The sequence below is a fragment of the Streptomyces sp. CA189 genome (genome assembly GCF_056428985.1).
The window spans coordinates 1-22484 of the sequence record NZ_JBWJVM010000114.1; the positions used below are offsets into that span (position 1 = coordinate 1).

Annotated in this window: 15 protein-coding genes and 1 riboswitch; of the genes, 7 read left to right on the forward strand and 8 right to left on the reverse strand. The window is 70.7% G+C overall.

Annotation, left to right across the window (positions count from 1 at the left end; genetic code table 11):
* Positions 1–61 precede the first annotated feature (61 nt).
* Positions 62–164: riboswitch (cobalamin riboswitch) on the forward strand.
* Positions 165–217: 53 nt separating this feature from the next.
* Both cobN and AC061S_RS41520 read left to right on the forward strand, forming a co-directional pair.
* Positions 218–3835 carry a cobaltochelatase subunit CobN gene (gene cobN, locus AC061S_RS41515; protein ID WP_478691052.1) on the forward strand — a complete coding sequence of 1206 codons (3618 nt, stop codon included), beginning with the start codon at positions 218–220 and terminating at the stop codon, positions 3833–3835.
* Between the two features lie 32 nt (positions 3836–3867).
* Complete coding sequence (locus tag AC061S_RS41520; protein ID WP_478691053.1) at positions 3868–4338, forward strand: hemerythrin domain-containing protein; 471 nt, start codon at positions 3868–3870, stop codon at positions 4336–4338.
* 25 nt (positions 4339–4363) lie between these two features.
* Here the strand turns inward: AC061S_RS41520 and AC061S_RS41525 are convergent, their stop codons facing one another.
* Positions 4364–4582 carry a hypothetical protein gene (locus AC061S_RS41525; RefSeq protein WP_243338778.1) on the reverse strand — a complete coding sequence of 73 codons (219 nt, stop codon included), beginning with the start codon at positions 4580–4582 and terminating at the stop codon, positions 4364–4366.
* Between the two features lie 221 nt (positions 4583–4803).
* On the opposite strand from AC061S_RS41525, the gene aroD reads away from it, so the two are divergent.
* From aroD to AC061S_RS41540, 3 genes are all read left to right on the forward strand, one after another.
* On the forward strand, positions 4804–5541 hold the full coding sequence (gene aroD / locus AC061S_RS41530; RefSeq protein ID WP_478691054.1) for a type I 3-dehydroquinate dehydratase: 738 nt from the start codon (positions 4804–4806) through the stop codon (positions 5539–5541).
* Positions 5542–5748: 207 nt separating this feature from the next.
* Positions 5749–7968: a terpene synthase family protein gene (locus AC061S_RS41535; protein ID WP_478691055.1), complete on the forward strand. Its 2220-nt coding sequence runs from the start codon at positions 5749–5751 to the stop codon at positions 7966–7968.
* A gap of 149 nt (positions 7969–8117) precedes the next feature.
* Entirely contained in the window at positions 8118–9524 is a 1407-nt protein-coding gene (locus tag AC061S_RS41540; protein ID WP_478691056.1) for a phospholipase D-like domain-containing protein, read from the forward strand.
* Positions 9525–9541: 17 nt separating this feature from the next.
* Here AC061S_RS41540 and AC061S_RS41545 read toward each other — a convergent pair whose 3' ends face one another.
* The 7 genes from AC061S_RS41545 to AC061S_RS41575 all read right to left on the reverse strand — a co-directional run bounded on the left by AC061S_RS41545 (position 9542) and on the right by AC061S_RS41575 (position 19285).
* The gene (locus tag AC061S_RS41545; protein ID WP_478691057.1) at positions 9542–10786 is read right to left on the reverse strand and encodes a GNAT family N-acetyltransferase; all 1245 of its coding nucleotides are present in this window, start codon (positions 10784–10786) and stop codon (positions 9542–9544) included.
* A gap of 94 nt (positions 10787–10880) precedes the next feature.
* Positions 10881–12170, reverse strand: a complete 1290-nt coding sequence (locus tag AC061S_RS41550; protein WP_478691058.1) for a YncE family protein — start codon at positions 12168–12170, stop codon at positions 10881–10883.
* Positions 12171–12290: 120 nt separating this feature from the next.
* Complete coding sequence (locus AC061S_RS41555; RefSeq protein ID WP_478691059.1) at positions 12291–13454, reverse strand: XdhC family protein; 1164 nt, start codon at positions 13452–13454, stop codon at positions 12291–12293.
* A gap of 82 nt (positions 13455–13536) precedes the next feature.
* Positions 13537–15000 carry an NCS2 family permease gene (locus AC061S_RS41560; protein WP_478691060.1) on the reverse strand — a complete coding sequence of 488 codons (1464 nt, stop codon included), beginning with the start codon at positions 14998–15000 and terminating at the stop codon, positions 13537–13539.
* Positions 15001–15369: 369 nt separating this feature from the next.
* Positions 15370–17775 (reverse strand): xanthine dehydrogenase family protein molybdopterin-binding subunit, encoded by a 2406-nt coding sequence (locus AC061S_RS41565; RefSeq protein ID WP_478691061.1) that lies wholly within the window; start codon positions 17773–17775, stop codon positions 15370–15372.
* 2 nt (positions 17776–17777) lie between these two features.
* Positions 17778–18386 (reverse strand): (2Fe-2S)-binding protein, encoded by a 609-nt coding sequence (locus AC061S_RS41570; protein ID WP_112451345.1) that lies wholly within the window; start codon positions 18384–18386, stop codon positions 17778–17780.
* 2 nt (positions 18387–18388) lie between these two features.
* On the reverse strand, positions 18389–19285 hold the full coding sequence (locus AC061S_RS41575; RefSeq protein WP_243338754.1) for an FAD binding domain-containing protein: 897 nt from the start codon (positions 19283–19285) through the stop codon (positions 18389–18391).
* Positions 19286–19539: 254 nt separating this feature from the next.
* Here AC061S_RS41575 and AC061S_RS41580 point away from each other — a divergent pair, with 254 nt between their 5' ends.
* Together AC061S_RS41580 and AC061S_RS41585 are read left to right on the forward strand one after the other, a co-directional pair.
* Positions 19540–21219 (forward strand): PucR family transcriptional regulator, encoded by a 1680-nt coding sequence (locus AC061S_RS41580; RefSeq protein WP_478691062.1) that lies wholly within the window; start codon positions 19540–19542, stop codon positions 21217–21219.
* 165 nt (positions 21220–21384) lie between these two features.
* A complete protein-coding gene (locus AC061S_RS41585; protein ID WP_478691063.1) occupies positions 21385–22170 on the forward strand; it encodes a hypothetical protein in 786 nt (261 codons plus the stop codon).
* Positions 22171–22484: the final 314 nt, after the last annotated feature.

Consider the following 22484-nt stretch of genomic DNA (forward strand, 5'->3'; position numbering starts at 1 on the left):
CCCCAAGACCCCCGCACACCAGCCCCCTAAGATGAGCCCAAGGCGGCCAACAGGCCCGCCATCGCCGAGGACGGCGACATGGGAGGAAGCCCGGTGCGAATCCGGCGCGGTCCCGCCACTGTGAATCCGCGCGGCCCCGGCCGCACCGGATGAGTCAGGAACTCCCGTCGTCCTCACTGCCCGGGGCGCGGAAACCCCGAGGAAGGCCTGCCGCCGCATGATCCTGCTGCTGTCGACGTCCGACACCGATCTGCTCAGCGCCCGCGCAGCGAACGCCGGGGACGCTCCCGTCCCCTACCGGTTCGCGAACCCCTCCCGCCTTCCCCTCGACGACCTCCCCGGTCTCCTCGACGGCGTCACCCTGGTCGTCGTACGCCTCCTCGGCGGCCTCCGCGCCTGGCAGGACGGCCTCGACCTGCTCCTGGCCCCCGGCCAGACCCGCCCGGTGGTCGTCCTGACCGGCGAACAGGCGCCCGACGCTCAGCTGATGGAAGCCTCGACCGTCCCGATCGGCATCGCCGCCGAGGCGCACGGCTACCTCGCCCACGGCGGCCCGGCCAACCTGGACCAGCTCGCCCGCTTCCTCTCCGACACCGTGCTGCTGACCGGCCACGGTTTCGAGCCCCCGGCGGCCTCCCCCACCTGGGGCCCGCTGGAGCGCACCCCGCAGCGCACCGAGGGGCCCCGGATCGCGGTGCTCTACTACCGCGCGCACCAGATGAGCGGCAACACCGCCTTCGTGCACACCCTCTCGGAGGCGATCGAGGCCCACGGCGCCCAGGCGCTGCCCCTCTACGTCTCCTCCCTCCGCTCCCCGGAGCCGGAGCTGATCGAGCAGCTCGCGTCCGCCGACGCGATCGTCACCACCGTCCTGGCGGCCGGCGGCACCAAGCCCGCCACCGCCTCCGCCGGCGGTGACGACGAGTCCTGGGACGCCGGCGCCCTGGCCGCCCTCGGCGTGCCGATCCTGCAGGCCCTGTGCCTGACCGGTTCCCGGTCCGCCTGGGAGGAGAACGACGAGGGCCTGTCCCCCCTCGACGCCGCCACCCAGGTCGCCGTCCCGGAGTTCGACGGCCGCCTGATCACCGTCCCCTTCTCCTTCAAGGAGCTGGACGAGGACGGTCTGCCCGCGTACGTCGCCGACCCCGAGCGGGCCGCCCGCGTGGCCGGCATCGCCGTGCGCCACGCGCGCCTGCGCCACATCGACCGCCGCGACAAGAAGATCGCCCTGGTCCTCTCCGCGTACCCCACCAAGCACTCCCGCATCGGCAACGCGGTCGGCCTGGACACCCCGGCCAGCGCCGTGGAGCTGCTGCGCACGCTCATCGCGGGCGGCTACGACTTCGGCCCCGTCGAGGACGTACCCGGCCTGGTCTCCGGCGACGGCGACGAGCTGATCCGCGCCCTGATCGAGGCCGGCGGCCACGACCAGGACTGGCTCACCGAGGAGCAGCTCGCCCGCAACCCGGTCCGCATCCCGGCGGCCGACTACAAGCGCTGGTTCGCCGAGCTCCCGGCCGATCTGCGCGAAAGCGTCGAGCGGCACTGGGGCGAGGCCCCGGGCAACATGTTCGTGGACCGCTCGGCCAACCCCGAGGGCGACATCGTGCTGGCGGCCCTGCGGCGCGCCAACCTCCTCATCCTCATCCAGCCGCCGCGCGGTTTCGGTGAGAACCCGATCGCGATCTACCACGACCCGGACCTGCCGCCCTCGCACCACTACCTGGCCGCGTACCGCTGGATCCAGGCCCGCGCCGAGGACGGCGGTTTCGGCGCCGACGCGATGATCCACCTGGGCAAGCACGGCAACCTGGAGTGGCTGCCGGGCAAGAACGCCGGCCTGTCGGCGTCCTGCGCCCCCGACGCCGCGCTCGGCGACCTGCCCCTCATCTACCCGTTCCTGGTCAACGATCCGGGCGAGGGCACCCAGGCCAAGCGCCGCGTGCACGCCACCCTGGTCGACCACCTGGTGCCGCCGATGGCGCGCGCGGAGTCGTACGGCGACATCGCGCGCCTGGAGCAGCACCTCGACGAGTACGCCCAGATCTCCGCGATGGACCCGGCGAAGCTGCCGGCCATCCGCGCCCAGATCTGGACCCTGATCCAGGCCGCGAAGCTGGACCACGACCTGGGTCTGGAGCAGCGCCCCGACGACGACGGCTTCGACGACTTCCTCCTCCACGTCGACGGCTGGCTGTGCGAGATCAAGGACGCCCAGATCCGCGACGGCCTGCACGTCCTGGGCGGCGCCCCGACCGGCGATGCCCGCGTCAACCTGGTCCTCGCCATCCTGCGCGCCCGCCAGATCTGGGGCGGTACGACGGCCCTGCCCGGCCTGCGCGAGGCGCTCGGCCTCGACGAGTCCGCGGCCACCCGCACCACCGCCGACGAGGCGGAGGAGACGGCCCGTGCGCTGGTCCAGGCGATGGAGGACGCCGACTGGTCACCGGAGGCGGTGACTTCCGTGGCCGCCGGACACTCGGCGGACGTGGCGGCCGTACTGGACTTCGCGGCCCGCGAGGTCGTCCCGCGGCTGGCCGGCACCACCGACGAGATCGCCCACGTGGTCAGCGCCCTGGACGGCGGGTTCGTCCCGGCGGGCCCCTCCGGCTCCCCGCTGCGCGGTCTGGTCAACGTGCTGCCGACCGGCCGCAACTTCTACTCGGTGGACCCCAAGGCCGTCCCCTCCCGCCTCGCGTGGGAGACCGGCCAGGCGCTCGCCGACTCCCTCCTGACCCGCTACCGCACGGACAACGGCGAATGGCCCGCCTCCGTCGGCCTGTCCCTGTGGGGCACGAGCGCGATGCGCACCTCGGGCGACGACGTGGCCGAGGCCATGGCGCTGCTCGGCGTCCGCCCGGTCTGGGACGAGGCCTCGCGCCGCGTCACCGGCCTGGAGCCGATCCCGCTCGCCGAGCTGGGCCGGCCGCGCATCGACGTGACCCTGCGCATCTCGGGCTTCTTCCGCGACGCGTTCCCGCACGTCATCGGCCTGCTGGACGACGCGGTACGGCTGGCCGCCTCGCTGGAGGAGCCCGCGGAGGACAACTTCGTACGGGCCCACGCGCAGGCCGACCTGGCCGTGCACGGGGACGAGCGGCGGGCCACCACCCGCATCTTCGGCTCGCGCCCGGGCACGTACGGCGCGGGCATCCTGCAGCTGATCGACTCCCGCGACTGGCGCACCGACGCCGACCTCGCGGAGGTCTACACGGTGTGGGGCGGGTACGCGTACGGCCGGGGCCTCGAAGGGCGCGCGGCCCGCGAGGAGATGGAGACCGCCTACAAGCGGATCACGGTCGCGGCGAAGAACACCGACACCCGTGAGCACGACATCGCCGACTCCGACGACTACTTCCAGTACCACGGCGGCATGGTGGCCACCGTCCGCGCGCTGCGCGGCACGGCCCCCGAGGCGTACATCGGGGACTCGACCCGGCCCGAGACGGTCAAGACGCGCACGCTGGTCGAGGAGACCTCCCGCGTCTTCCGCGCCCGCGTCGTGAACCCGAAGTGGATCGAGGCGATGCGCCGCCACGGTTACAAGGGAGCCTTCGAGCTCGCGGCGACCGTCGACTACCTCTTCGGCTACGACGCCACGACCGGCGTGGTGGCCGACTGGATGTACGACAAGCTGACCGAGACGTACGTCCTGGACCCGGAGAACCGCGCCTTCCTGGAGGAGGCCAACCCCTGGGCCCTGCACGGGATCGCGGAGCGGCTGCTGGAGGCCGAGTCCCGCGGCATGTGGGAGAAGCCGGACCCGCAGGTCCTGGAGGCGCTGCGCCAGGTGTACCTGGACACGGAGGGCAACCTCGAAGGCGAAAGCGACTAAGCGGGCACCGGCTGGACCAGACTGAGCCGCATGTGCCATTACTGCGGCTGCCGCGAGATCCCCTGATCAAGGAGTTCACCGCCGAGCACGAGGCGGTGACCAACGCTGCGGGCGACGCCCTGCGCGCCCTGGACGCGGGGGACCTCCCGAGGGCGCGCGCCCTCGTCGCGGAGATGACGGCCGTCCTCCTCGCCCACTGGACGGGTGAGGAGGACGGCTTGTTCACCGTCATGGAGCAGGACCCGGAGTACGCCCCGTACATCACGGACCTGGTCGGGGAACACCGCGAACTCGCGGCGTTCCTCGCGGGCGCCGACCTGGCGGACCCGGCGGACACGGCGGCGCTGCGCCGGGCGGTGGAGGAGCTCCACCGCCACATCGCGAAAGAGGAGGACGGCCTCTTCCCCGCTTCCCTCACCGCCCTGACGGGCGACGACTGGGACCTGTCCATCAAGGCCTGGCGCGCGGCCCACCCCGACGGGGACCTGAGGCCCGCCGGGTAACGGCCGGGGCGCCCCGGTGCTCCCCCTACTTCGTGGTCTGGTTCAGCGCCACCAGGGCCTGCGCCCAGCGCGCGTACTTCAGCTGGCCGAAATCGGCGACGGTCTTCACGCCGAAGGCCTCCAGCAGCAGCTCGCCGTCCTTGTCGGTGACGCCCTTGAGCGCGGCCACCGGCGCCGCGAGCACCTCCGCGAGCGGCTTGTCGGCCCACGCCTTGTCCAGCACCTTGTCGAGGTCGATCGCCATGAGTCTCTCTCCCGGAACTCGAAAGTATGAACTGATGACACAAACCTAGAACAATCGGACAAGCATCCCGAGGTGCGACACCAGCACCTTCCTGCCCGCCGGGCGCCTGCCGCCCAAGGGACGGGCGGCCCCCCTGACCCCGGGCGATTCCACGTATAATCCGCCCCGTTCACCCTGCACTTCGCGTCGGATATCGGAATCGAAAAGGCTGTGACCAAGAAATGAATTCACTGCGGGCGCTTCTCGACGGCGGGATTCCGCTGGTGGCCGTCAGCTTCGACGACAGCGAAACCGAGCCGCGCGCACACGCCGCGAAGAGCGCCGGCGTCGACGTGGCCGAACTGCGCGTCGACCGGTACGCGGCCACCGACACGGCCCATGTCCTGGCGCAGGTAGACGCGTTCAAGACACTGCCGGTCCTGGCCACGATCCGGTCCGCCCGCGAAGGCGGCGACTGGAAGGGCACCGAGGCGCAGCGCCTCGAACTGTTCCGCGCGCTCGCCCCCCAGGTCCAGGCCGTGGACATCGAGCTCTCCTCCGGGGAAATCCTCGCCGACGTGATCGAGGCCGCTCACCGGCACGACACGGTGGCGCTCGTCTCCTATCACAATTTCGAATTCACCCCGGACACCGGGGAACTCCAGACCGTCATCGACGACGCGAAGAGCGCCGGCGCCGACGTGGTCAAGGTGTCCACCATGGTCCGGTCCGAGGACGACGTACGGCGGCTGGCCTCACTGCTGCTGCGCGCCGGAGCCGAGGACACCCGGCTGATCGTCATCGCCATGGGCGAGGCCGGAGCGGTCTCGCGCGTCTTCTTCCCCGCCCTGGGGTCGCGGATCACCTACTCCTTCTTCGGCGCCAGCTCCGCCCCGGGCCAGCTCGACTTCCCCGAGACCTTCGGCCTGCTGCGCAAGTTCTACCCGGCGTTCGACGAGCGGAAGTCCGCAGGGGCCTGAGCCGAGGCGGGCGGCCGGGTAGGGGGACGGGGGAGGGATGGACCGCCTCCCCCGTCTCCCTACCGGTCAGCAGCCCCATCCGCCACAGAACGACGCACACGTCACCTGATGAAGTGAACTCCCCCTTATCCCACCGGCAACACGGGTAGTGCCCTGCTGATCTCGTGAGGAACCAACGAGACAGTCAGATGAAAGGCCCACCCTGCCGTGACGCAGCCGTTTCAACTGCCGGATTTCTATGTGCCTTATCCGGCGCGACTGAACCCCCACCTGGAGGACGCCAGGGTCCACACCAAGAAGTGGGCCCGCGACTTCGGGATGCTGGAAGGTTCCGGCGTCTGGGAGGAGAGCGACCTCGACTCGCACGACTACGCCCTGCTCTGCTCGTACACCCACCCCGACTGCGGCAGCGAGGCACTGTCCCTGGTCACCGACTGGTACGTGTGGGTGTTCTTCTTCGACGACCACTTCCTGGAGATGTACAAGCGCTCCCAGGACCGCGCGGGCGCCAAGGCCTACCTCGACCGGCTCGGCGCCTTCATGCCGATGGACCTGGCGGAAGGTTTCCCCGAGGCCACCAACCCCGTCGAGGCCGGACTCGCCGACCTGTGGGCCCGTACCGTCCCGGCCATGTCGATGGACTGGCGGGAACGGTTCTCCCTGTCCACCAAGAACCTGCTCGACGAGTCGATGTGGGAACTCGCCAACATCAACATCGGCCGGGTCTCCAACCCCCTCGAATACATCGAGATGCGCCGCAAGGTCGGCGGCGCCCCCTGGTCGGCCGGGCTCATCGAGTACGTCTCCGCGGAGGTCCCGGCCCGCGTCGCGCACTCCCGTCCCCTCGGCGTGCTGCGCGACGCCTTCTCCGACGCCGTACACATCAGGAACGACATCTTCTCCTACCAGCGCGAGGTCTCCGAGGAGGGCGAACTCTCCAACGCCATCCTCGTGTTGGAGACCTTCCTCGGCTGCACCACCCAGGAGGCCGCCGAGGCCTCCAACGACCTCCTCACCTCCCGGCTCCAGCAGTTCGAGCAGACCGCCCTCGCCGAACTCCCCCAGCTCTTCGCCGACCACGCCATGAACCCGGCCGAGATCGCCGCCGTCCTCGCGTACGCCAAGGGGCTCCAGGACTGGCAGTCCGGCGGCCACGAGTGGCACATGGTCTCCAGCCGGTACATGAACAAGGAGGCCCGGGCCACCGCCCCGCTCACCCTGCCGTTCATGCCCTCGGGCCTCGGCACCACCGCCCTCGACCTCCGCTCCATCCTCGCCCCGCGCGCCCTGGAGCTGCGCAGGCGCTCCTTCACCCACGTCCCCTTCGAGCACACCGGCCCGTCCGTCATCCCGGACATCTACATGCCGTTCCCGCTCACCTTCAGCCCGTACCTCGTCCGCGCCCGCGAGGAGTCCGTCGCCTGGGCCGGGGAGATGGGGCTGATCGATCCACAGCCCGGCGACCCCGGCTCGGCGATCTGGAACGAGGAGAAGCTGCGCGGCTACGACTTCGCGCTCTGCTCCGCGGGCATCGACCCCGACGCCACCCACGAGGCCCTGACCCTCAACGCCTGCTGGCTGACCTGGGGGACGTACGGGGACGACTACTACCCGGTGGTCTTCGCCCAGTCCAAGAACCTGCCGGCCGCCAAGGCCACCACCGCGCGGCTCGTCTCCATGATCCCGGTGGACCACGCGGAGCAGCCGGTGGGGCTGACCGCGATGGAGCGGTCCCTCGGCGACCTGTGGGTACGCACCAGCAAGGACATGACACCCGAGATCCGGACCGAGTTCCGGGCCACCCTCGTGAACATGCTGCAGAGCTGGCTGTGGGAGATGGAGAACCAGATCCAGAACCGCATCCCCGATCCGGTGGACTACGCGGAGATGCGGCGGCACACCTTCGGCTCGCACCTCACGATGTACCTGTGCCGGCTGGGCCAGGCGGGCCGTGGCATCCCCGACGACATCTACGCCTCGGGCACCATCCGCTCCCTGGAGAACGCGGCCGCCGACTCCGCATGCCTGATGAACGACATCTTCTCGTACCAGAAGGAGGTGGAGGTCGAGGGCGAGGTGCACAACTACCTGCTCGTCACCCGCAACTTCTTCGACATCGGCTACGCGGATGCACTGCACATCTGCCACTCGCTGATGACGCAGCGCACCGAGGAGTTCGAGCACATCGTCGCCAACCAGCTGCCGCTGCTCTACGACGACTGGCAGCTGGACGCCGAAGCCCGAGCCGGACTCGACGCGTACGTAGGCGAGTTGAAGGACTGGCTGGCCGGAATCCTCAACTGGCACCAGAAGGTGAAGCGTTACCGCGAGGAGGACCTGCACCGGCTGGGCGACGGGATCTCCACCGGCGTCCTGAGCGCCGGCTTCGGCATGTCGGCGGCCCGGATCTCGCTGCCCGCCCGCTGAGAGCGGACCGCTGAGGACCGCTGATCCTGCGGCGGGCAGGGGGACCCCCTGCCCGCCCCCGCCCTGCCTTGTCCCGACTTGTCCCCGCCGCGCCCGCTCGGCGGCCTCCCGGTGATCACGCGCCGCATGGCCCTCGTAAAGTGGTCCGCGTGATCAAGAACAGAATCCTTACGGCCCTGGTCATCGGGGCCCTCCTGATGGTGGGCGCTCCGTCCGCCTCTGCCGAGGACACGACTACGTCCGCCGCGACCACCGGCCCCGTCTTCAACAAGCCCAAGGGCACGGCGGCCGAGCAGGGCGCGATCCTCAGCCACCTCGGCAAACTCGTCGGCGGCGCCCAGAGCGGGTCGACCATCCGCATATCGCTGTACCTATTCGGATCGGGCTGGCTCGCAACCCAGCTCGAGGCGGCGCACAAGAGGAACGTGAACGTGCAGGTCCTCGTCGACAACGACAGCGTCAGCGACCCCTGGATGGCCGGCGCCGGCCTGGCCGTGAAGGACACGCTGACCAAGGCGTTCGCTTTGACCCCGCCCGCGAACGCGACGTACGGCACGTCCTGGTTCAGGGTGTGCGCCGCGAACCAGCCGTGCCTGGCCAAGGCCACGCCGGGCACGGGCAAGGTCAACCACAACAAGTTCTTCCTCTTCTCCCGGACCACCGGCACCGGCTTGCACACCGAGGGCACGCCGGTCGACAACGTGGTCGTGCAGTCCTCGGGCAACCTCACCAAGTGGGACCGCGAGTCCGCCTGGAACGACGCCATGACCGTCGCCGACAACGCGGTCCTGCACGCCGGCTACACCCGCTACTTCGACCTGATGGCCGCCTCGCAGGCGCTGCCTGACGGTTCCGGGCGGGTCGACAACCTGGCGATCGACGTGGAAGCGGGGCTGGCCAAGGGCTACTTCTTCCCGCGCAACTCGACGGATCCCAAGGCGAAGATCGACGTCGTCGAGAACATCCTGAGCATGGTCGAGACCACCCTGAAGAACCCCGACGGGACCCCCGTGAAGAACCCCGACGGGAGCCCGGTCGAGGTCTGCCACGGGAACTCCCCCGGCCACGGCACCGCCGACGGGCGTACCGTGATCCGCATCGCCAACGGTCACATCTCCCGGCCGGCCGTGGCCGAGAAGCTCTGGAACCTGGCCAACGCCGGCTGCATGGTCAACATCGTCTACGACAAGCTCGCCGACTGGGACGGTCAGGGTCTGCACCGCGAGACGGCCTACCACCTCACGAGGTCGACCGAGAAGGGAAAGATCTCCCTCCACCATCTGGGCAACGACGACCAGAAGAACCCGGCCGACCCCCAGGTCTCCGGAACGGCCAGCCACACCAAGTACCTGCTCATCGAGGGCTCCTACAAGGGCGCGAAGGACCAGAAGCTCGTCTTCACCGGCAGCCACACGTACACCGGCAATGCCCTCAACAGCAACGACGAGGCGCTGTTGAAGTACAACAGCCCGACGGTGCACGACGCCTACGTACAGAACTTCCGTGAGCAGCGCGCCGCCGCAATCGCGGAGGCCCTGTACGGCGTAGTCCCGTAGCAGGACCGGCGACGGGTCTAGAACTCGTCCGCCGTGTGCGGCAGCAGCGCGGTGCGCAGCCCCGCGTCCAGGGCCGCCGCCGCGCCGGGGGTGTGCTCCACCAGCAGGGCGGCCGCGGCCAGTTCGACGGCCCGGGTCCCGCCGAGGTAGCAGGCCGCGAGCTCCCGTACGTCCAGGGTCAGGTCGGGGGCCCGGCCTCCGGCGGGCCCGTACGCCGCCCCGTCCGGCCCGGCCTTCAGGAGGAAGCGCCCCGCGTTCGCGGGCAGCCGTACGTCGGTCAGCTCCAGTACGAGTTCCACGGGCGCGGCCCACGACCGCCCGGTCAGCGCCGCCGCCACGTCGACCAGCCGCAGCCAGAGCGCCGGGAAGGCGGCGGTGACCCGGACCTGGTCCCGGTCGGCGGCGAAGTGCAGCAGCGGGTCGTCGGCCGGCCGGCCCCACGCGGTGACCCGGCCGGTGAGGTCGAGGGAGGCCACGCAGTCCCACAGGGCGGCGGCGGCCTGCGGGGTGTCGGCCTCCAGCTCGTCGACCCGGACCAGGCCCGGGGTCCGCACGCCCGCGGTGTTCTCCTCGGGCTTCGTGCGGTAGAGGACGTAGCCCGCGATCGGTTCGCCGGGCTCCCCCAGGACGATGATCCGGGGCGGGCTGAGCTCCTCGTCCTCCTCGTCCTGCTCGATGAGCCACTCCTCTGTCCAGCGCCGCCCGCTGCGGGTGGGGCGCCCGGCCCGTACCGCGCGGGACGCCTCGTGGTAGGGGCCGACGACGGCGACGGCGTCCTCGGGGTCCGCGGTGGCGACCAGCCGCAGCGGCCGCCGGTCCGCCTCGATGCGCAGGGCCAGCGGCCGGGTGGAGTCGATCTCGATGGTGGCGCCCTGGGTGGCGCTGCCGTAGCCGAAGCGCCCGTAGATCGCGGCCTCGGAGGCCCACAGGGCGGCGAGGGGGCTGCCGGCCGCTCCCGCCCGCCGCAGCATCTCGCCCATCAGGGCGGTCAGTACGCCGCGGCGGCGGTGGGTGGGGGCGACGGAGACGAAGGTGAGCCCGGGGCAGGGCAGGTCCGCCCCGGGCACCGAGAGCCGGAACTCGTGCGCGGCCATGAATCCGACGATCGCGTCGCCGTCGTAGGCCCCGATCCGCAGGCAGTCGCGGAGCAGCTCGTGGTGCCGCTCGCGCGCCTCCTTCTCGGGACGGTCGTGGAACACCAGGTAGGCGAGCTCCAGAGCACGGTCGATGTCGGCCTCGGGCACCTCGCGGATCTCCACCATGATCCGGAGACTAATCGGTCATCGCGGACCAGTCACTTCATAAGGGGCGGGAACCCGCCCGGCAGGGCGGGTTCCCGCCCCGGCCTGCTCCGGGTCAGCGCGCCGCGGGCCCCGTCCAGTCCGCCGGTACGCGCCCGAGGCGGATCCGCTGCGGGTGGTCTCCGACGGGTACCGACACCCGCTTGGCGCCGGTGGCGAAGTCGATGGCCGTGACCCGGTCGGCGGCGCTCTCGGAGATCACGCAGCCGGAGCCGTCGCCGTCGACGGTCGCCCAGTAGGGCTTGGCGGCGGGCACGAGGGGGCCTTGCTCCAGGGTGGCCCGGTCGACGACGGTCGCGTAGTCGTCCATGGTCCCCGCCACGCACAGCTTGGACCCGTCCGGGCTCATGGACATGCCGTGGTGGCGGGAGTCGTTGACCCAGGTGGTGCGGTCGGTGCTGGTGGCGGGGTTCTCGGGGAGGGTCTTGATCCGGGTGATCCGGTCGGCGGCCACGTCGTACTCGACGAAGCCGTTGAAGAAGGACACCTGGAAGTACAGCTTCGACTCGTCCGGGGCGAAGGCCATGGGCCGTACCGCGTCGGACAGGTCGGAGCGCCCGAAGGCGTCGAGGCGGGCCCGCATGTCGATGACCCGGACCGGGCGGAGGGTCTGCGCGTCGGCGACCGTGATCCTGCGGTCGCCCTTCGTCCAGTCCAGCCAGGGCGCGTCGAGGGCGGAGGTCACGTCACCGATGGAGCTGTTCCACAGGAAGCGCCCGTCCCGGGTGAAGGAGTTCTCGTGCGGCTTGTCGCCGGTGCCGAAGGAGCCGGCCTGGCGGCCGCTGGCCATGTCGAGGACGTGCACGGTGTTGGCGGTGGAGGCCGAGACCGCCACGCGCGTGCCGTCCGGGGAGACGGCCATGTGGTCGGCCCGGTAACCGGCCACGGGAAAGCGCCAGTTGACCCGGCCGGTACGGACGTCGATGGAGACGACATCGGCGAAGCTGGGTCGGGAGGCGACGACGGCGGAGCCGTCCGGGGTGGTGTACATGTCGTCCACGAACTGGTCGTGGCCCTCGCCCGCGGTGGCCCGGACGCCCAGGAAGTAGGCGAGTTTCACCGGGTTGAGGTAGATCTCCCGGAGCCGCTCCGCCTTGTCCGGGATCATGTCGATCCGGCCCACCTTGGCCAGGTCACCGGTGGAGGCGAGGACGTCGGCGGTGCCCTCCCAGTTGTTGCCCACGAACAAGACCTCGCGCGGGCCCGGCCCGGCGGACCCGGCACCCTCCGGGAATCCGGCGCCCGCCGCGGGCGCGGGACCCGCCACGAGGGCGGCCAGCGCCAGCGCGGCCACGGCCGCCACGGCCGGCAGGGCGCGGCGGTTACTCGATCGGCTGGCAGACATCCGGTCAACTCCGTTACGGGGAGACGCTGTTACCGGCCGGTAAGATAGGCGGAACAGCGAAAGGGCGCAACCCCCACGGGGTTGCGCCCTTTCCACACCGAGCTACAGCTCGTCAGCTCTTCAAGCGACGGACCCGATCCTGCTGATCACCGTGTTCGCGACGTCCGGGTGGATCGGGATGTGCGCGCCGGTCAGGGCCGCGCCGGTGCCGCCGCGCCGGTTGGCGACGATCTCGGCGGCGATGGACAGCGCGGTCTCCTCCGGGGAGCGGGCGCCGAGGTCCAGGCCGATCGGGGAGCGCAGCCGGGCCAGTTCGAGCTCGGTCACGCCGACCTCGCGGAGCCGCTTGTTGCGGTCCTCGTGGGTGCGGCGGGAGCCCATGGCGCCGACGTACGCGACGGGAAGCTTGAGGGCCAGTTCGAGGAGCGGGACATCGAACTTGGCGTCGTGCGTGAGGACGCACAGGACCGTCCGGCCGTCGACCGCGTCGGCGGAGGACTGCTCCTCCAGGTAGCGGTGCGGCCAGTCGACCACGATCTCGTCCGCCTCGGGGAAACGCTTCTTCGTGGCGAACACGGGCCGGGCGTCGCACAGCGTCACCCGGTAGCCGAGGAACTTGCCGATCCGCACCAGGGCGGAGGCGAAGTCGATGGCCCCGAAGACGATCATCCGGGGCGGCGGGACACTGGACTCGACCAGCACCTTGAGCGGCTCTCCGCAGAGGCGGCCGTCGGCGCCGATCTCCAGCACGCCGGTCTTGCCGGCGTCGAGCATGGCCCGCGCCTCCTCGGCGATGGCCCGGTCCAGCTCGGGGTGGCCGCCGAACCCGCCCTCGTAGGAGCCTTCGCCCCGGACGAGTACGGCACGGCCCATGAGCTCGGCCGGGCCCTCGGCGATCCGGGCGAGCGCCGCCGCCTCCCCCCGGGCGGCGGCGGCCAGCGAGGCCTCGAACACCTCCCGCGCGGGAGAGCCCACGGGGACCGGGGTCACCAGGATGTCGATGATTCCGCCGCAGGTCAGACCGACGGCGAAGGCATCGTCATCGCTGTACCCGAAGCGCTCCTGGACGGTCTCGCCGTCTTCGAGCGCCTGCTGGCACAGCTCGTACACCGCACCCTCTACGCATCCACCGGAGACCGAACCGATGGCCGTGCCGTCACTGTCGACGGCGAGGGCCGCTCCGGGCTGCCTGGGTGCGCTCCCGCCGACCGCCACGACTGTGGCGACGGCGAAATCGCGTCCCTGCTCGACCCACCGGTTCAGTTCTTCGGCGATATCCAGCATGGGGGCCTCCTCGGAGAGGTTCAGATTCCAGTATCGGATACGTGGAGGGTGCGGCTCTTGGTACGGATCAGATCCGCCCGGGTCAGCTGACCCCGAGCCAGCCCTCGATCGGGTGCAGCGCGAAGAAGACCAGGAAGATTCCGGTCAGTGCCCACATGAAGGCACCGATCTCGCGCGCCTTGCCCTGCGCCACCTTGATGGCGACGTAGGAGATGACACCGGCGGCGACGCCGGCCGTGATCGAGTACGTGAACGGCATGATCACGACGGTCAGGAAGACCGGGATCGCGGTGGCCGCGTCGGCCCAGTCCACGTGGCGGGCGTTCTGCATCATCATCGCGCCGATGACGACCAGGGCCGCGGAGGCGACCTCACCCGGGACGATCTGCGTGATCGGGGTGAAGAAGAGGCAGGCGGCGAAGAACAGACCGGTGACGACGGAGGCGAGGCCTGTGCGGGCACCCTCACCGACGCCGGTGGCCGACTCGACGAACACGGTCTGGCCGGAGCCACCCGCCACGCCACCGATGGCGCCACCGGCACCGTCGATGAACAGCGCCTTGGACAGGCCCGGCATGCGGCCCTGCTCGTCGGCGAGCTTGGCCTCGGTGCCGACACCGATGATGGTGGCCATCGCGTCGAAGAAGCCGGCCAGCACGAGGGTGAAGACGATCATGCCGACCGTCATGACACCGACGTCGCCCCAGCCGCCGAACGAGACGTCACCGAAGAGCGAGAAGTCCGGCATCGAGACCGCGGAGCCGGAGAGCTCCGGCGGGCCGCTCTTCCAGGCCTTCGGGTCGATGTTCACGACCGCGTTCAGAATGGCCGCGAGGACGGTTCCGCCGATGATGCCGATCAGGATCGCGCCGGGAATCTTGCGTGCCTGCAGCATGAAGATGGCGAGCAGGGTCACGCAGAAGAGGAAGACGGGCCAGCCGGCGAGTTCACCGACGGAACCGAGCTGCACGGGGGGACCGAACTCCGGACCCCTGCCCACGAAGCCGGCCTTTACGAGGCCGATCAGGGCGACGAACATGCCGATGCCCATGGTGATGGCGTGCTTGAGCGCGAGGGGGATCGCGTTCATGATCATCTCGCGGAGGCCGGTGACGACCAGGAGACAGATCACGACGCCGTAGACCACGCACATGCCCATGGCCTGCGGCCAGGTCATCTGGGGGGCCACCTGCGAGGCCAGCACGCCGGACACGGAGAGACCGGCGGCGAGTGCGAGCGGGACCTTGCCGACGAAGCCCATGAGGAGCGTCGTGGCGGCTGCGGCGAACGCCGTGGCGGTGATGATCGCCGAAGCGGCCATCGAGTTGCCGGCAACATCCTTGCCGGAGAGGATCAGCGGGTTCAGCAGGAGGATGTACGCCATGGCCATGAAGGTCGTGATACCGCCACGAACCTCATTGCCGACGTTGGATCCGCGCTTGCTGATGTGAAAGTACCGGTCGAGCCAAGTCTGGCCAGCGGGGGTCGGAGAGCCGTCTCCGGCCTCCTCCGCACTGGTCTTGGGCTCCACAGAGGACTGGGTCATGGTGCCTAACTCCCAAGGTTCAAAGGGGCACCCGCATAAAGATTGGAGACACGGGATTTGGGAAAACGCGTTTGGCTGCACGACCCGGGGTGACGGCCCGAGGCGACGCAAATAGTGCACTGCGTGTACTGCGGGTACTGCGTGGGTTCTGCGGTACGGCTGGTACTGCTGGTGACACCGGGGGTAGGTGGTGCGACCGCGGGTGTTATCTGGGTACTTCCGGTGAAAACTTGACCGCGAGCGGTGCGGTGCTGAGGACTCCGGACTTCGTGCTCCGGGCGGTGCGGCTGGAAGTGTGACGTTCCCGTGTCACACCGCCCGGAAATCTGGGGGGGTCCGAGGGCCTCGCGGCCCCCGGACCACGCCGTCCTAGAGGGTGCCGGTGAGCAGTTCCGGACGGATCGGCGTCTTGTTGATCTCCAGACCGGTCGCCGCCCGGATCGCCGCGATGACGGCCGGGGTGGACGAGAGGGTCGGGGCCTCGCCCATGCCGCGCAGGCCGTACGGGGCCTTCGGGTCGGCGAGCTCCAGGACGTCGACCGGGATGGTCGGGGTGTCGAGGATGGTCGGGATCAGGTAGTCCGTGAAGGAGGGGTTGCGCACCTTCGCGGTCTTCGGGTCCACGATGATCTCTTCCATGATCGCGACGCCCAGGCCCTGGGTGGTACCACCCTGGATCTGGCCGACCACGGAGAGCATGTTCAGCGCCTTGCCGACGTCCTGGGCGGTCGCCAGCTCGACGACCTTGACGAGGCCGAGCTCGGTGTCCACCTCCACGACCGCGCGGTGCGCGGCGAAGGTGTACTGGACGTGGCCGTTGCCCTGGCCGGTGACCAGGTCGAAGGCCTCGGTCGGGGCGTGGCGGAACTCGAGCTCGATGTCGATCGCGTCCTCGCCCTCCAGGATGTCGGCGATGTCCGCGAGGACCTCTCCGCCATCGGTGACGACCTTGCCGCCTTCGAGGAGCAGCTCGGCGGTCGCCCACGCGGGGTGGTACGAGCCGTTCTTGCGCCGGCCGATCTCCAGGACCGCCTCGCGGACGGCCTCACAGGTGTTCTTCACGGCGCCACCGGTCATGTACGTCTGCCGCGAGGCGGACGTGGAACCGGCGGAGCCGACCTGGGTGTCGGCCGGGTGGATGGTCACCTGCGTGACACCCAGCTCGGTACGGGCGATCTGCGCGTGGACGGTGATACCGCCCTGGCCGACCTCCGCCATGGCCGTGTGGACCATCGCGACGGCCTCGCCGTTGATGACCTCGAGGGTCACGCGGGCGGTGGAGTAGTCGTCGAAGCCCTCGGAGAAGCCGACGTTCTTGATGCCGACCGCGTAGCCGACGCCGCGGACGACGCCTTCACCGTGGGTGGTGTTCGACAGACCACCGGGCAGCGCGCGGACGTCCGCGCTCTCGCCGGCGGACTCCCACTGGCGCTCCGGCGGCAGCGGGCGGGCCTTGACCCGGCGCAGCAGCTCGGCGACGGGCGCCGGAGCGTCCACGACCTGGCCGGTGGGCATGATCGTGCCCTGCTCCATGGCGTTGAGCTGGCGGAACTCCACCGGGTCCATGCCCAGCTTCGCCGCGAGCTTGTCCATCTGGGCCTCGTAGGCGAAGCAGGCCTGGACGGCGCCGAAGCCGCGCATCGCGCCACAGGGCGGGTTGTTCGTGTAGAGCGCGATCGCCTCGATGTCCACGTCCTCCAGGACGTACGGACCGACCGAGAGGGAGGAGGCGTTGCCCACGACCGCCGGGGAAGCGGACGCGTACGCGCCGCCGTCCAGGACGATCTTGCACTTCATGTGCGTGAGCTTGCCGTCCTTGGTGGCGCCGTGCTCGTAGTACAGCTTCGCCGGGTGACGGTGCACGTGGCCGAAGAAGGACTCGAAGCGGTTGTAAACGATCTTGACCGGCTTGTTCGTGGCCAGGGCCAGGAGGCAGGCGTGGATCTGCATCGAGATGTCTTCGCGGCCACCGAACGCGCCGCCGACGCCCGAGAGCGTCATGCGGACCTTCTCCGGCGGCAGGCCCAGGACCGGGGCGATCTGCTGGAGGTCCGAGTGCAGCCACTGGGTGGCGACGTACAGCTCGACACCGCCGTCCTCGGACGGTACGGCCAGGCCGGACTCCGGGCCGAGGAAGGCCTGGTCCTGCATGCCGAAGGTGTACTCGCCCTCGACGATGACGTCGGCGCGCTTGCGGGCCTCTTCCACGTTGCCGCGGATGATCGGCTGGCGGTGCACGATGTTCGGGTGCGGGACGTGACCGATGTGGTGGTCGTCGCGGCCCTCGTGGATCAGCGGCGCGCCCTCGGCGAGGGCGGAGGCCTCGTCCGTGACGAGCGGCAGCTCACGGTAGTCGATCTTGATCTTGGCGGCCGCGCGGCGGGCGGTCTCCGGGTGGTCGGCGGCCACGAGGGCGACCGGCTCACCGTGGTGACGGACCCGGCCGTTGGCGAGAACCGGGGTGTCCTGGATCTCGAGGCCGTAGTTCTTCATCTCGGCCGGCAGGTCGTCGTACGTCAGCACCGAGTAGACGCCCGGCATCGCCAGGGCCTCGGAGATGTCGATCGAGACGATCTCGGCGTGGGCGACGGTGCTGCGGAGCGTCTGGCCCCACAGCATGTCCTCGTGCCACATGTCCGAGGAGTACGCGAACTCGCCGGTCACCTTGAGGGTGCCGTCCGGGCGCAGCGTGGACTCGCCGATGCCGCCCTTGGTGTGCTTCTGCGTGACGTTGGTCGGCGTACCCGCCGGGACCGTGCGCGTGTTCTGGGCCATGGTCAGACCGCCTCAGACTGACGGGCGGCCGCGAGGCGGACCGCGTCGAGGATCTTCTCGTAGCCCGTGCAGCGGCAGAGGTTGCCGGACAGGGACTCACGGATGTCCTGGTCGGACGGGGAGGGGTTCTCCTCCAGCAGCGCGTCGGCCTGGACCAGGAGGCCCGGGGTGCAGAAACCGCACTGGACGGCGCCGGCGTCGATGAACGCCTGCTGGATGGTGGAGAGCTCGACGCCCTCGCCGGTCTGCGAGTCGCCCGGCTTGGCCTGCCACTGCTTGGCCGCGTCCAGGGTGACGCCGCCCTTGCTGCCGCAGCCGCCGCCGGTGCCACAGGCACCGCCGTGGCCGTGCTCGTCGCGCTGCTTGGCGAACTCCGCCAGGCCCTCGACGGTCACGACGTCGCGGCCCTCGACCTGACCGGCCGCGACCAGACAGGAACAGACCGGCACGCCGTCGAGACGGACGGTGCAGGAACCGCACTCGCCCTGCTCACAGGCGTTCTTCGAACCGGGCAGGCCCAGGCGCTCGCGCAGGACGTAGAGAAGGGACTCGCCCTCCCAGACGTCGTCGGCTTCCTGCGGACGGCCGTTGACAGTGAAATTGACGCGCATGATTACGCAGCCCCTTCAAGCGAGCGGCCGTTGTTCGAACCGCGGTACTGCTCCCACGTCCAGACGAGCTGGCGGCGAGCCATGATGCCGACCGCGTGGCGGCGGTACTTCGCCGTGCCGCGGACGTCGTCGATCGGGTTGGCCGCGCCCGAGGCGAGGTCACCGAACTGCTTGGCGATCGACGGGGTGATGACGTTGCCGGACTCCCAGAAGCCGCCCTCTTCGAGCGCGGCGTTGAGGAACTCCTCGGCGGCCTTCGCCCGGATCGGGGTCGGCGCGGCCGAACCGATACCGGTACGGACCGTCCGGGTCTCGGGGTGCAGCGCCAGGCCGAACGCGCAGACGGCGATGACCATCGCGTTGCGGGAGCCGACCTTGGAGTACTGCTGGGGGCCGTCCGCCTTCTTGACGTGGACGGTCTTGATGAGCTCGTCGGCGGCCAGCGCGTTGCGCTTGACGCCGGTGTAGAACTCGTCGATCGGGATCAGGCGGGATCCGCGTACGGACTCCACCTCGACCTCGGCGCCCGCCGCGAGCAGCGCGGGGTGGGAGTCGCCGGCCGGCGAGGCGCAACCGAGGTTGCCGCCGACACCGCCGCGGTTACGGATCTGCGGGGACGCGACCGTGTGCGAGGCGAGCGCGAGTCCCGGAAGCTCCGTGCGGAGGTTCTCCATGATCTGCGTGTACGGGACGGAGGCGCCCAGACGTACCACGTCCTCGCCGACCTCCCACTCCCGCAGGAGACCGATGCGGTTCAGGTCCAGGAGGTACTCCGGCCGACGGTGGTCGAAGTTGATCTCGACCATCACATCGGTGCCACCCGCAATCGGCACAGCTGTGGGGAACTCGGCCTTAGCGGCGAGCGCCTCCTCCCAGCTGGCGGGGCGAAGGAAGTCCATGTGCGGCTCTCTTCTTCTTAATCGGGTCGTTCACTTCAAGCCAGGAGGCCGTTGGGCCCTCGACTGGTCGTTCACGTGCTGTTAACGCGGTGTGGACTCAGTACACCGGCCGTCCGTCCCCCGGGTGCAGTCACCGAAACCATGAAGGAGTTGGCTGGGGACCTCCCTCGTCTTGTAGATTCGTATGAAAGGCAGGATGCGACGACCTGCCCGATTTCCAACGGCAACATTCGAGACAGATCGGCGGCGACATCATGCGGCTGCGCGCACTGCTGGAAACCGAGGCGCTGGGGCTGCGGCTGCTGGGCGGCGAGGAAGAACTCGACCGGACGGTCCGCGGGGTCATGACGACCGACCTGAGGGATCCCAGCCGATACCTATCCGGAGGGGAGCTAGTCCTCACTGGCCTGGCATGGAGACGAAATTCAGCCGACTCCGAGCCGTTCGTACGAATCCTCGCGAGCGCCGGCGTGGCCGGGCTCGCGGCCGGCGAGGCCGAGCTGGGTGACATTCCCGACGATCTCGTCTCGGCGTGTCTGCGCAACCGTCTGCCGTTGTTCGCTGTAAACGAAGACGTTGCATTCGCCACCATCACCGAGTACGTGGTGCGGCAGGTGTCGGGAGAGCGTGCCGGGGACCTCGCGGCCGTCGTGGACCGCCATCGGCGGCTCATGACCTCCGGTCCGGCCGGTGGCGGACCCGATGTGGTGCTCGATCTGCTCACCACGGACCTCGATCTCCGGGCCTGGGTGCTCTCGCCCACCGGTCGGCAGATCGCCGGGGCGGGCGAGCCGCTGGCGCCGGGCATCTGCGCGGCACTGGCGAGCGAGCACCTCGCGGCGGTCCGGACGGGCCGCAGGGGGCCGCACCGGATCTCCCTCCAGGGTATTACCTACTCCCTCTTCCCGATCAGGGGACACGGGCGCGGCCCCGCAGGTCCGGCGGCCCGGGACGTCCGCGAGAGCGTGCTCTCCGACTGGCTGCTGGCCGTCGAGGCCGACGCCGGCGACTGGCCGGCCGAGCGGCTCGACCTGCTCCAGGGCGTCACCCAGCTCATCGCGGTCGAGCGGGACCGCCGCGACGCGGCCCGTACGGTGCGCCGCCGGCTGGCCCAGGAGGTGCTGGAGCTGGTCCAGACGGGCGCCCCGCCCGCCGAGATCGCCGCCCGCCTGCGGGTGGCCGCGCCGGTGCTCCTGCCCGGGCTGGGCACCGCCCCGCACTGGCAGGTCGTCGTGGCCCGGGTGGACTGGGACGGCGGCGACATCGCCGGCGGCCCCGTCGCCCAGTCGCTGCTGGAGGAGATCCTCGTAGACCCGTCGGTCTCCGGGCCGGAACCCTCCGACCGGATCGCCGTCGCGCACGCCGGGGACGAGGCGATCGCCCTCGTACCGCTGCCCGTGCCCGCAGGGGAGCCCGGCGAGGAGAAGGGACCCGACACCGCCCTGCACGCGGAAACGCTGCTCGCGGCCGTACGGGACCCCCTGGCGGCCGGACTCGCCGACGACGGCCGGCTCACCCTGGGCGTCAGCGCGGCCGTGTCCTCCGCCGAGGGGCTCCGCGGGGCCCTGGAGGAGGCCCGGCACGCCCGCCGGGTCGCCGCGGCCCGCCCGGGCCGGGTCTGCGCGGCCGGCCACCACGAGCTGGCCTCGCACGTCCTGCTGCTCCCGTTCGTCCCGGACGACGTCCGCCGCGCCTTCACGGCCCGGCTGCTGGACCCGCTGCGGGACTACGACCGCCGCCACCGGGCGGAGCTCATCCCCACGCTCGAAGCCTTCCTGGACTGCGACGGTTCCTGGACCCGCTGCGCCACGCGCCTGCACCTCCACGTCAACACGCTGAGGTACCGGGTCGGGCGAATCGAGCAGTTGACGGCGCGGGATCTTTCCCGGCTGGAGGACAAGCTCGACTTCTTCCTGGCACTGCGGATGAGCTGAGAAGATCCACCGTCTGACCGGCGGGGGGCCGGTCGGGGCGGCTGATGATCCGTCCGGACTTTGTGAAAGAGTTCACCCGACCCCTTGGCCGAACCTGCCGATCCGTGCTCTCATTTCGCCCCAGGGCTCAACGACGTGCTGCTTGGTTGCTTTGGGGAGGGCAATGTGGCGGATACCGCCATGTCCAGTGCCGGAACTATCGGGGGAGACGACCCCCTCCAGCGGGCGATATGGCGGCTGCGCTCGCGCGGCTGTTGGACCGACGCGGCGGCCCTGCTGACGCCGCACCTGCACGATGCCGGAGCCGCCGTTCAGCGGACCGGTCTCCTGGTCGAGCGCTGCCTGTTCACAGGTCAGGGCTGGGCCGAAGCGGAGGACGCGCTGCGGGTGGCCGAAGCGGTCTCGCAGGACGACGACGACCGGGGCGCGGCCGCCTGCGAGCGGGGTCACCTGGCGTACGCGGCGACCGTACTGGGCGTACGCGACCGGGCCGACGAGGCCCGCTCGGCGCTCGGCCGGGCGGCGGCGCTGCTGTCCCCGGGGTCGCGCACCCGGCCACTGCTGGACTTCCGGCGGGGCCTGGTGGCCGAACACCTGGCGGACGCACCCTCCTCCGCCCTGCCGGCGTACCGGCGGGCCCACGCGGGCGCCCTCGCCCACGGCGACACCCTGCTGCTCTCCTTCACCTGGCGGCACCTGGCGGCGCTGGCCCTGCGGGACGGGGAGGTCGCCGAGGCCCGCAAGGGCTTCGCGGAGTCCCTCCGCATCCGGGAGGACCTGGGCTTCCTGGTCGGCACGGCCCCGGCGCTGGCGGCCCTGGCCGAAGCCGAACCGGAACCGGAGGCCACCCGCCTCCGAGCGGAGGCCCGCCGCCTGTTCCACCTCCTGGGCGGCATCCCCACCTGGCTGGCGGACCAACTCCAGCCCGCCGCGATTCCTTCTCCTTCTTGACGCGCCGCTCGCACCGCTGCGCGGGCTTCGCGCCGCTGCGCCGAACTCCGTCCGGCGGGGTGCTCGCCACCGCCGCCCCGGCGTAGGGCCCGGTGGGGCGGGTGCGGGTAGGTCGGCCCTGCGGGGCGGAGTTCCCCTACCCGCCCTTCCACCGTTCCCCGGGCGCTGCCCGAACCCGCGCCTCAAACGCCGGCGAGGCTAAATGCGGGCTACCGGGCTGCGCCCGGACCCCCTGGGGCTCCGCCCCAGACCCCGGTCCTCAAACGCCGGACGGCTGAAAAGAACAACCCCGGCCGGAGTCGGGACCTGCGCGC

Excerpts from the sequence above, each read along its gene's own strand:
- AC061S_RS41560 (WP_478691060.1), bottom strand. The coding sequence starts at position 15,000 with ATGACCCAGTCCTCTGTGGAGCCCAAGACCAGTGCGGAGGAGGCCGGA.
- AC061S_RS41575 (WP_243338754.1), bottom strand. The coding sequence starts at position 19,285 with ATGGACTTCCTTCGCCCCGCCAGCTGGGAGGAGGCGCTCGCCGCTAAG.
- AC061S_RS41555 (WP_478691059.1), bottom strand. The coding sequence starts at position 13,454 with ATGCTGGATATCGCCGAAGAACTGAACCGGTGGGTCGAGCAGGGACGC.
- AC061S_RS41570 (WP_112451345.1), bottom strand. The coding sequence starts at position 18,386 with ATGCGCGTCAATTTCACTGTCAACGGCCGTCCGCAGGAAGCCGACGAC.
- AC061S_RS41550 (WP_478691058.1), bottom strand. The coding sequence starts at position 12,170 with ATGTCTGCCAGCCGATCGAGTAACCGCCGCGCCCTGCCGGCCGTGGCG.
- AC061S_RS41580 (WP_478691062.1), top strand. The coding sequence starts at position 19,540 with ATGCGGCTGCGCGCACTGCTGGAAACCGAGGCGCTGGGGCTGCGGCTG.
- AC061S_RS41565 (WP_478691061.1), bottom strand. The coding sequence starts at position 17,775 with ATGGCCCAGAACACGCGCACGGTCCCGGCGGGTACGCCGACCAACGTC.
- cobN (WP_478691052.1), top strand. The coding sequence starts at position 218 with ATGATCCTGCTGCTGTCGACGTCCGACACCGATCTGCTCAGCGCCCGC.
- AC061S_RS41545 (WP_478691057.1), bottom strand. The coding sequence starts at position 10,786 with ATGGTGGAGATCCGCGAGGTGCCCGAGGCCGACATCGACCGTGCTCTG.
- AC061S_RS41525 (WP_243338778.1), bottom strand. The coding sequence starts at position 4,582 with ATGGCGATCGACCTCGACAAGGTGCTGGACAAGGCGTGGGCCGACAAG.
- aroD (WP_478691054.1), top strand. The coding sequence starts at position 4,804 with ATGAATTCACTGCGGGCGCTTCTCGACGGCGGGATTCCGCTGGTGGCC.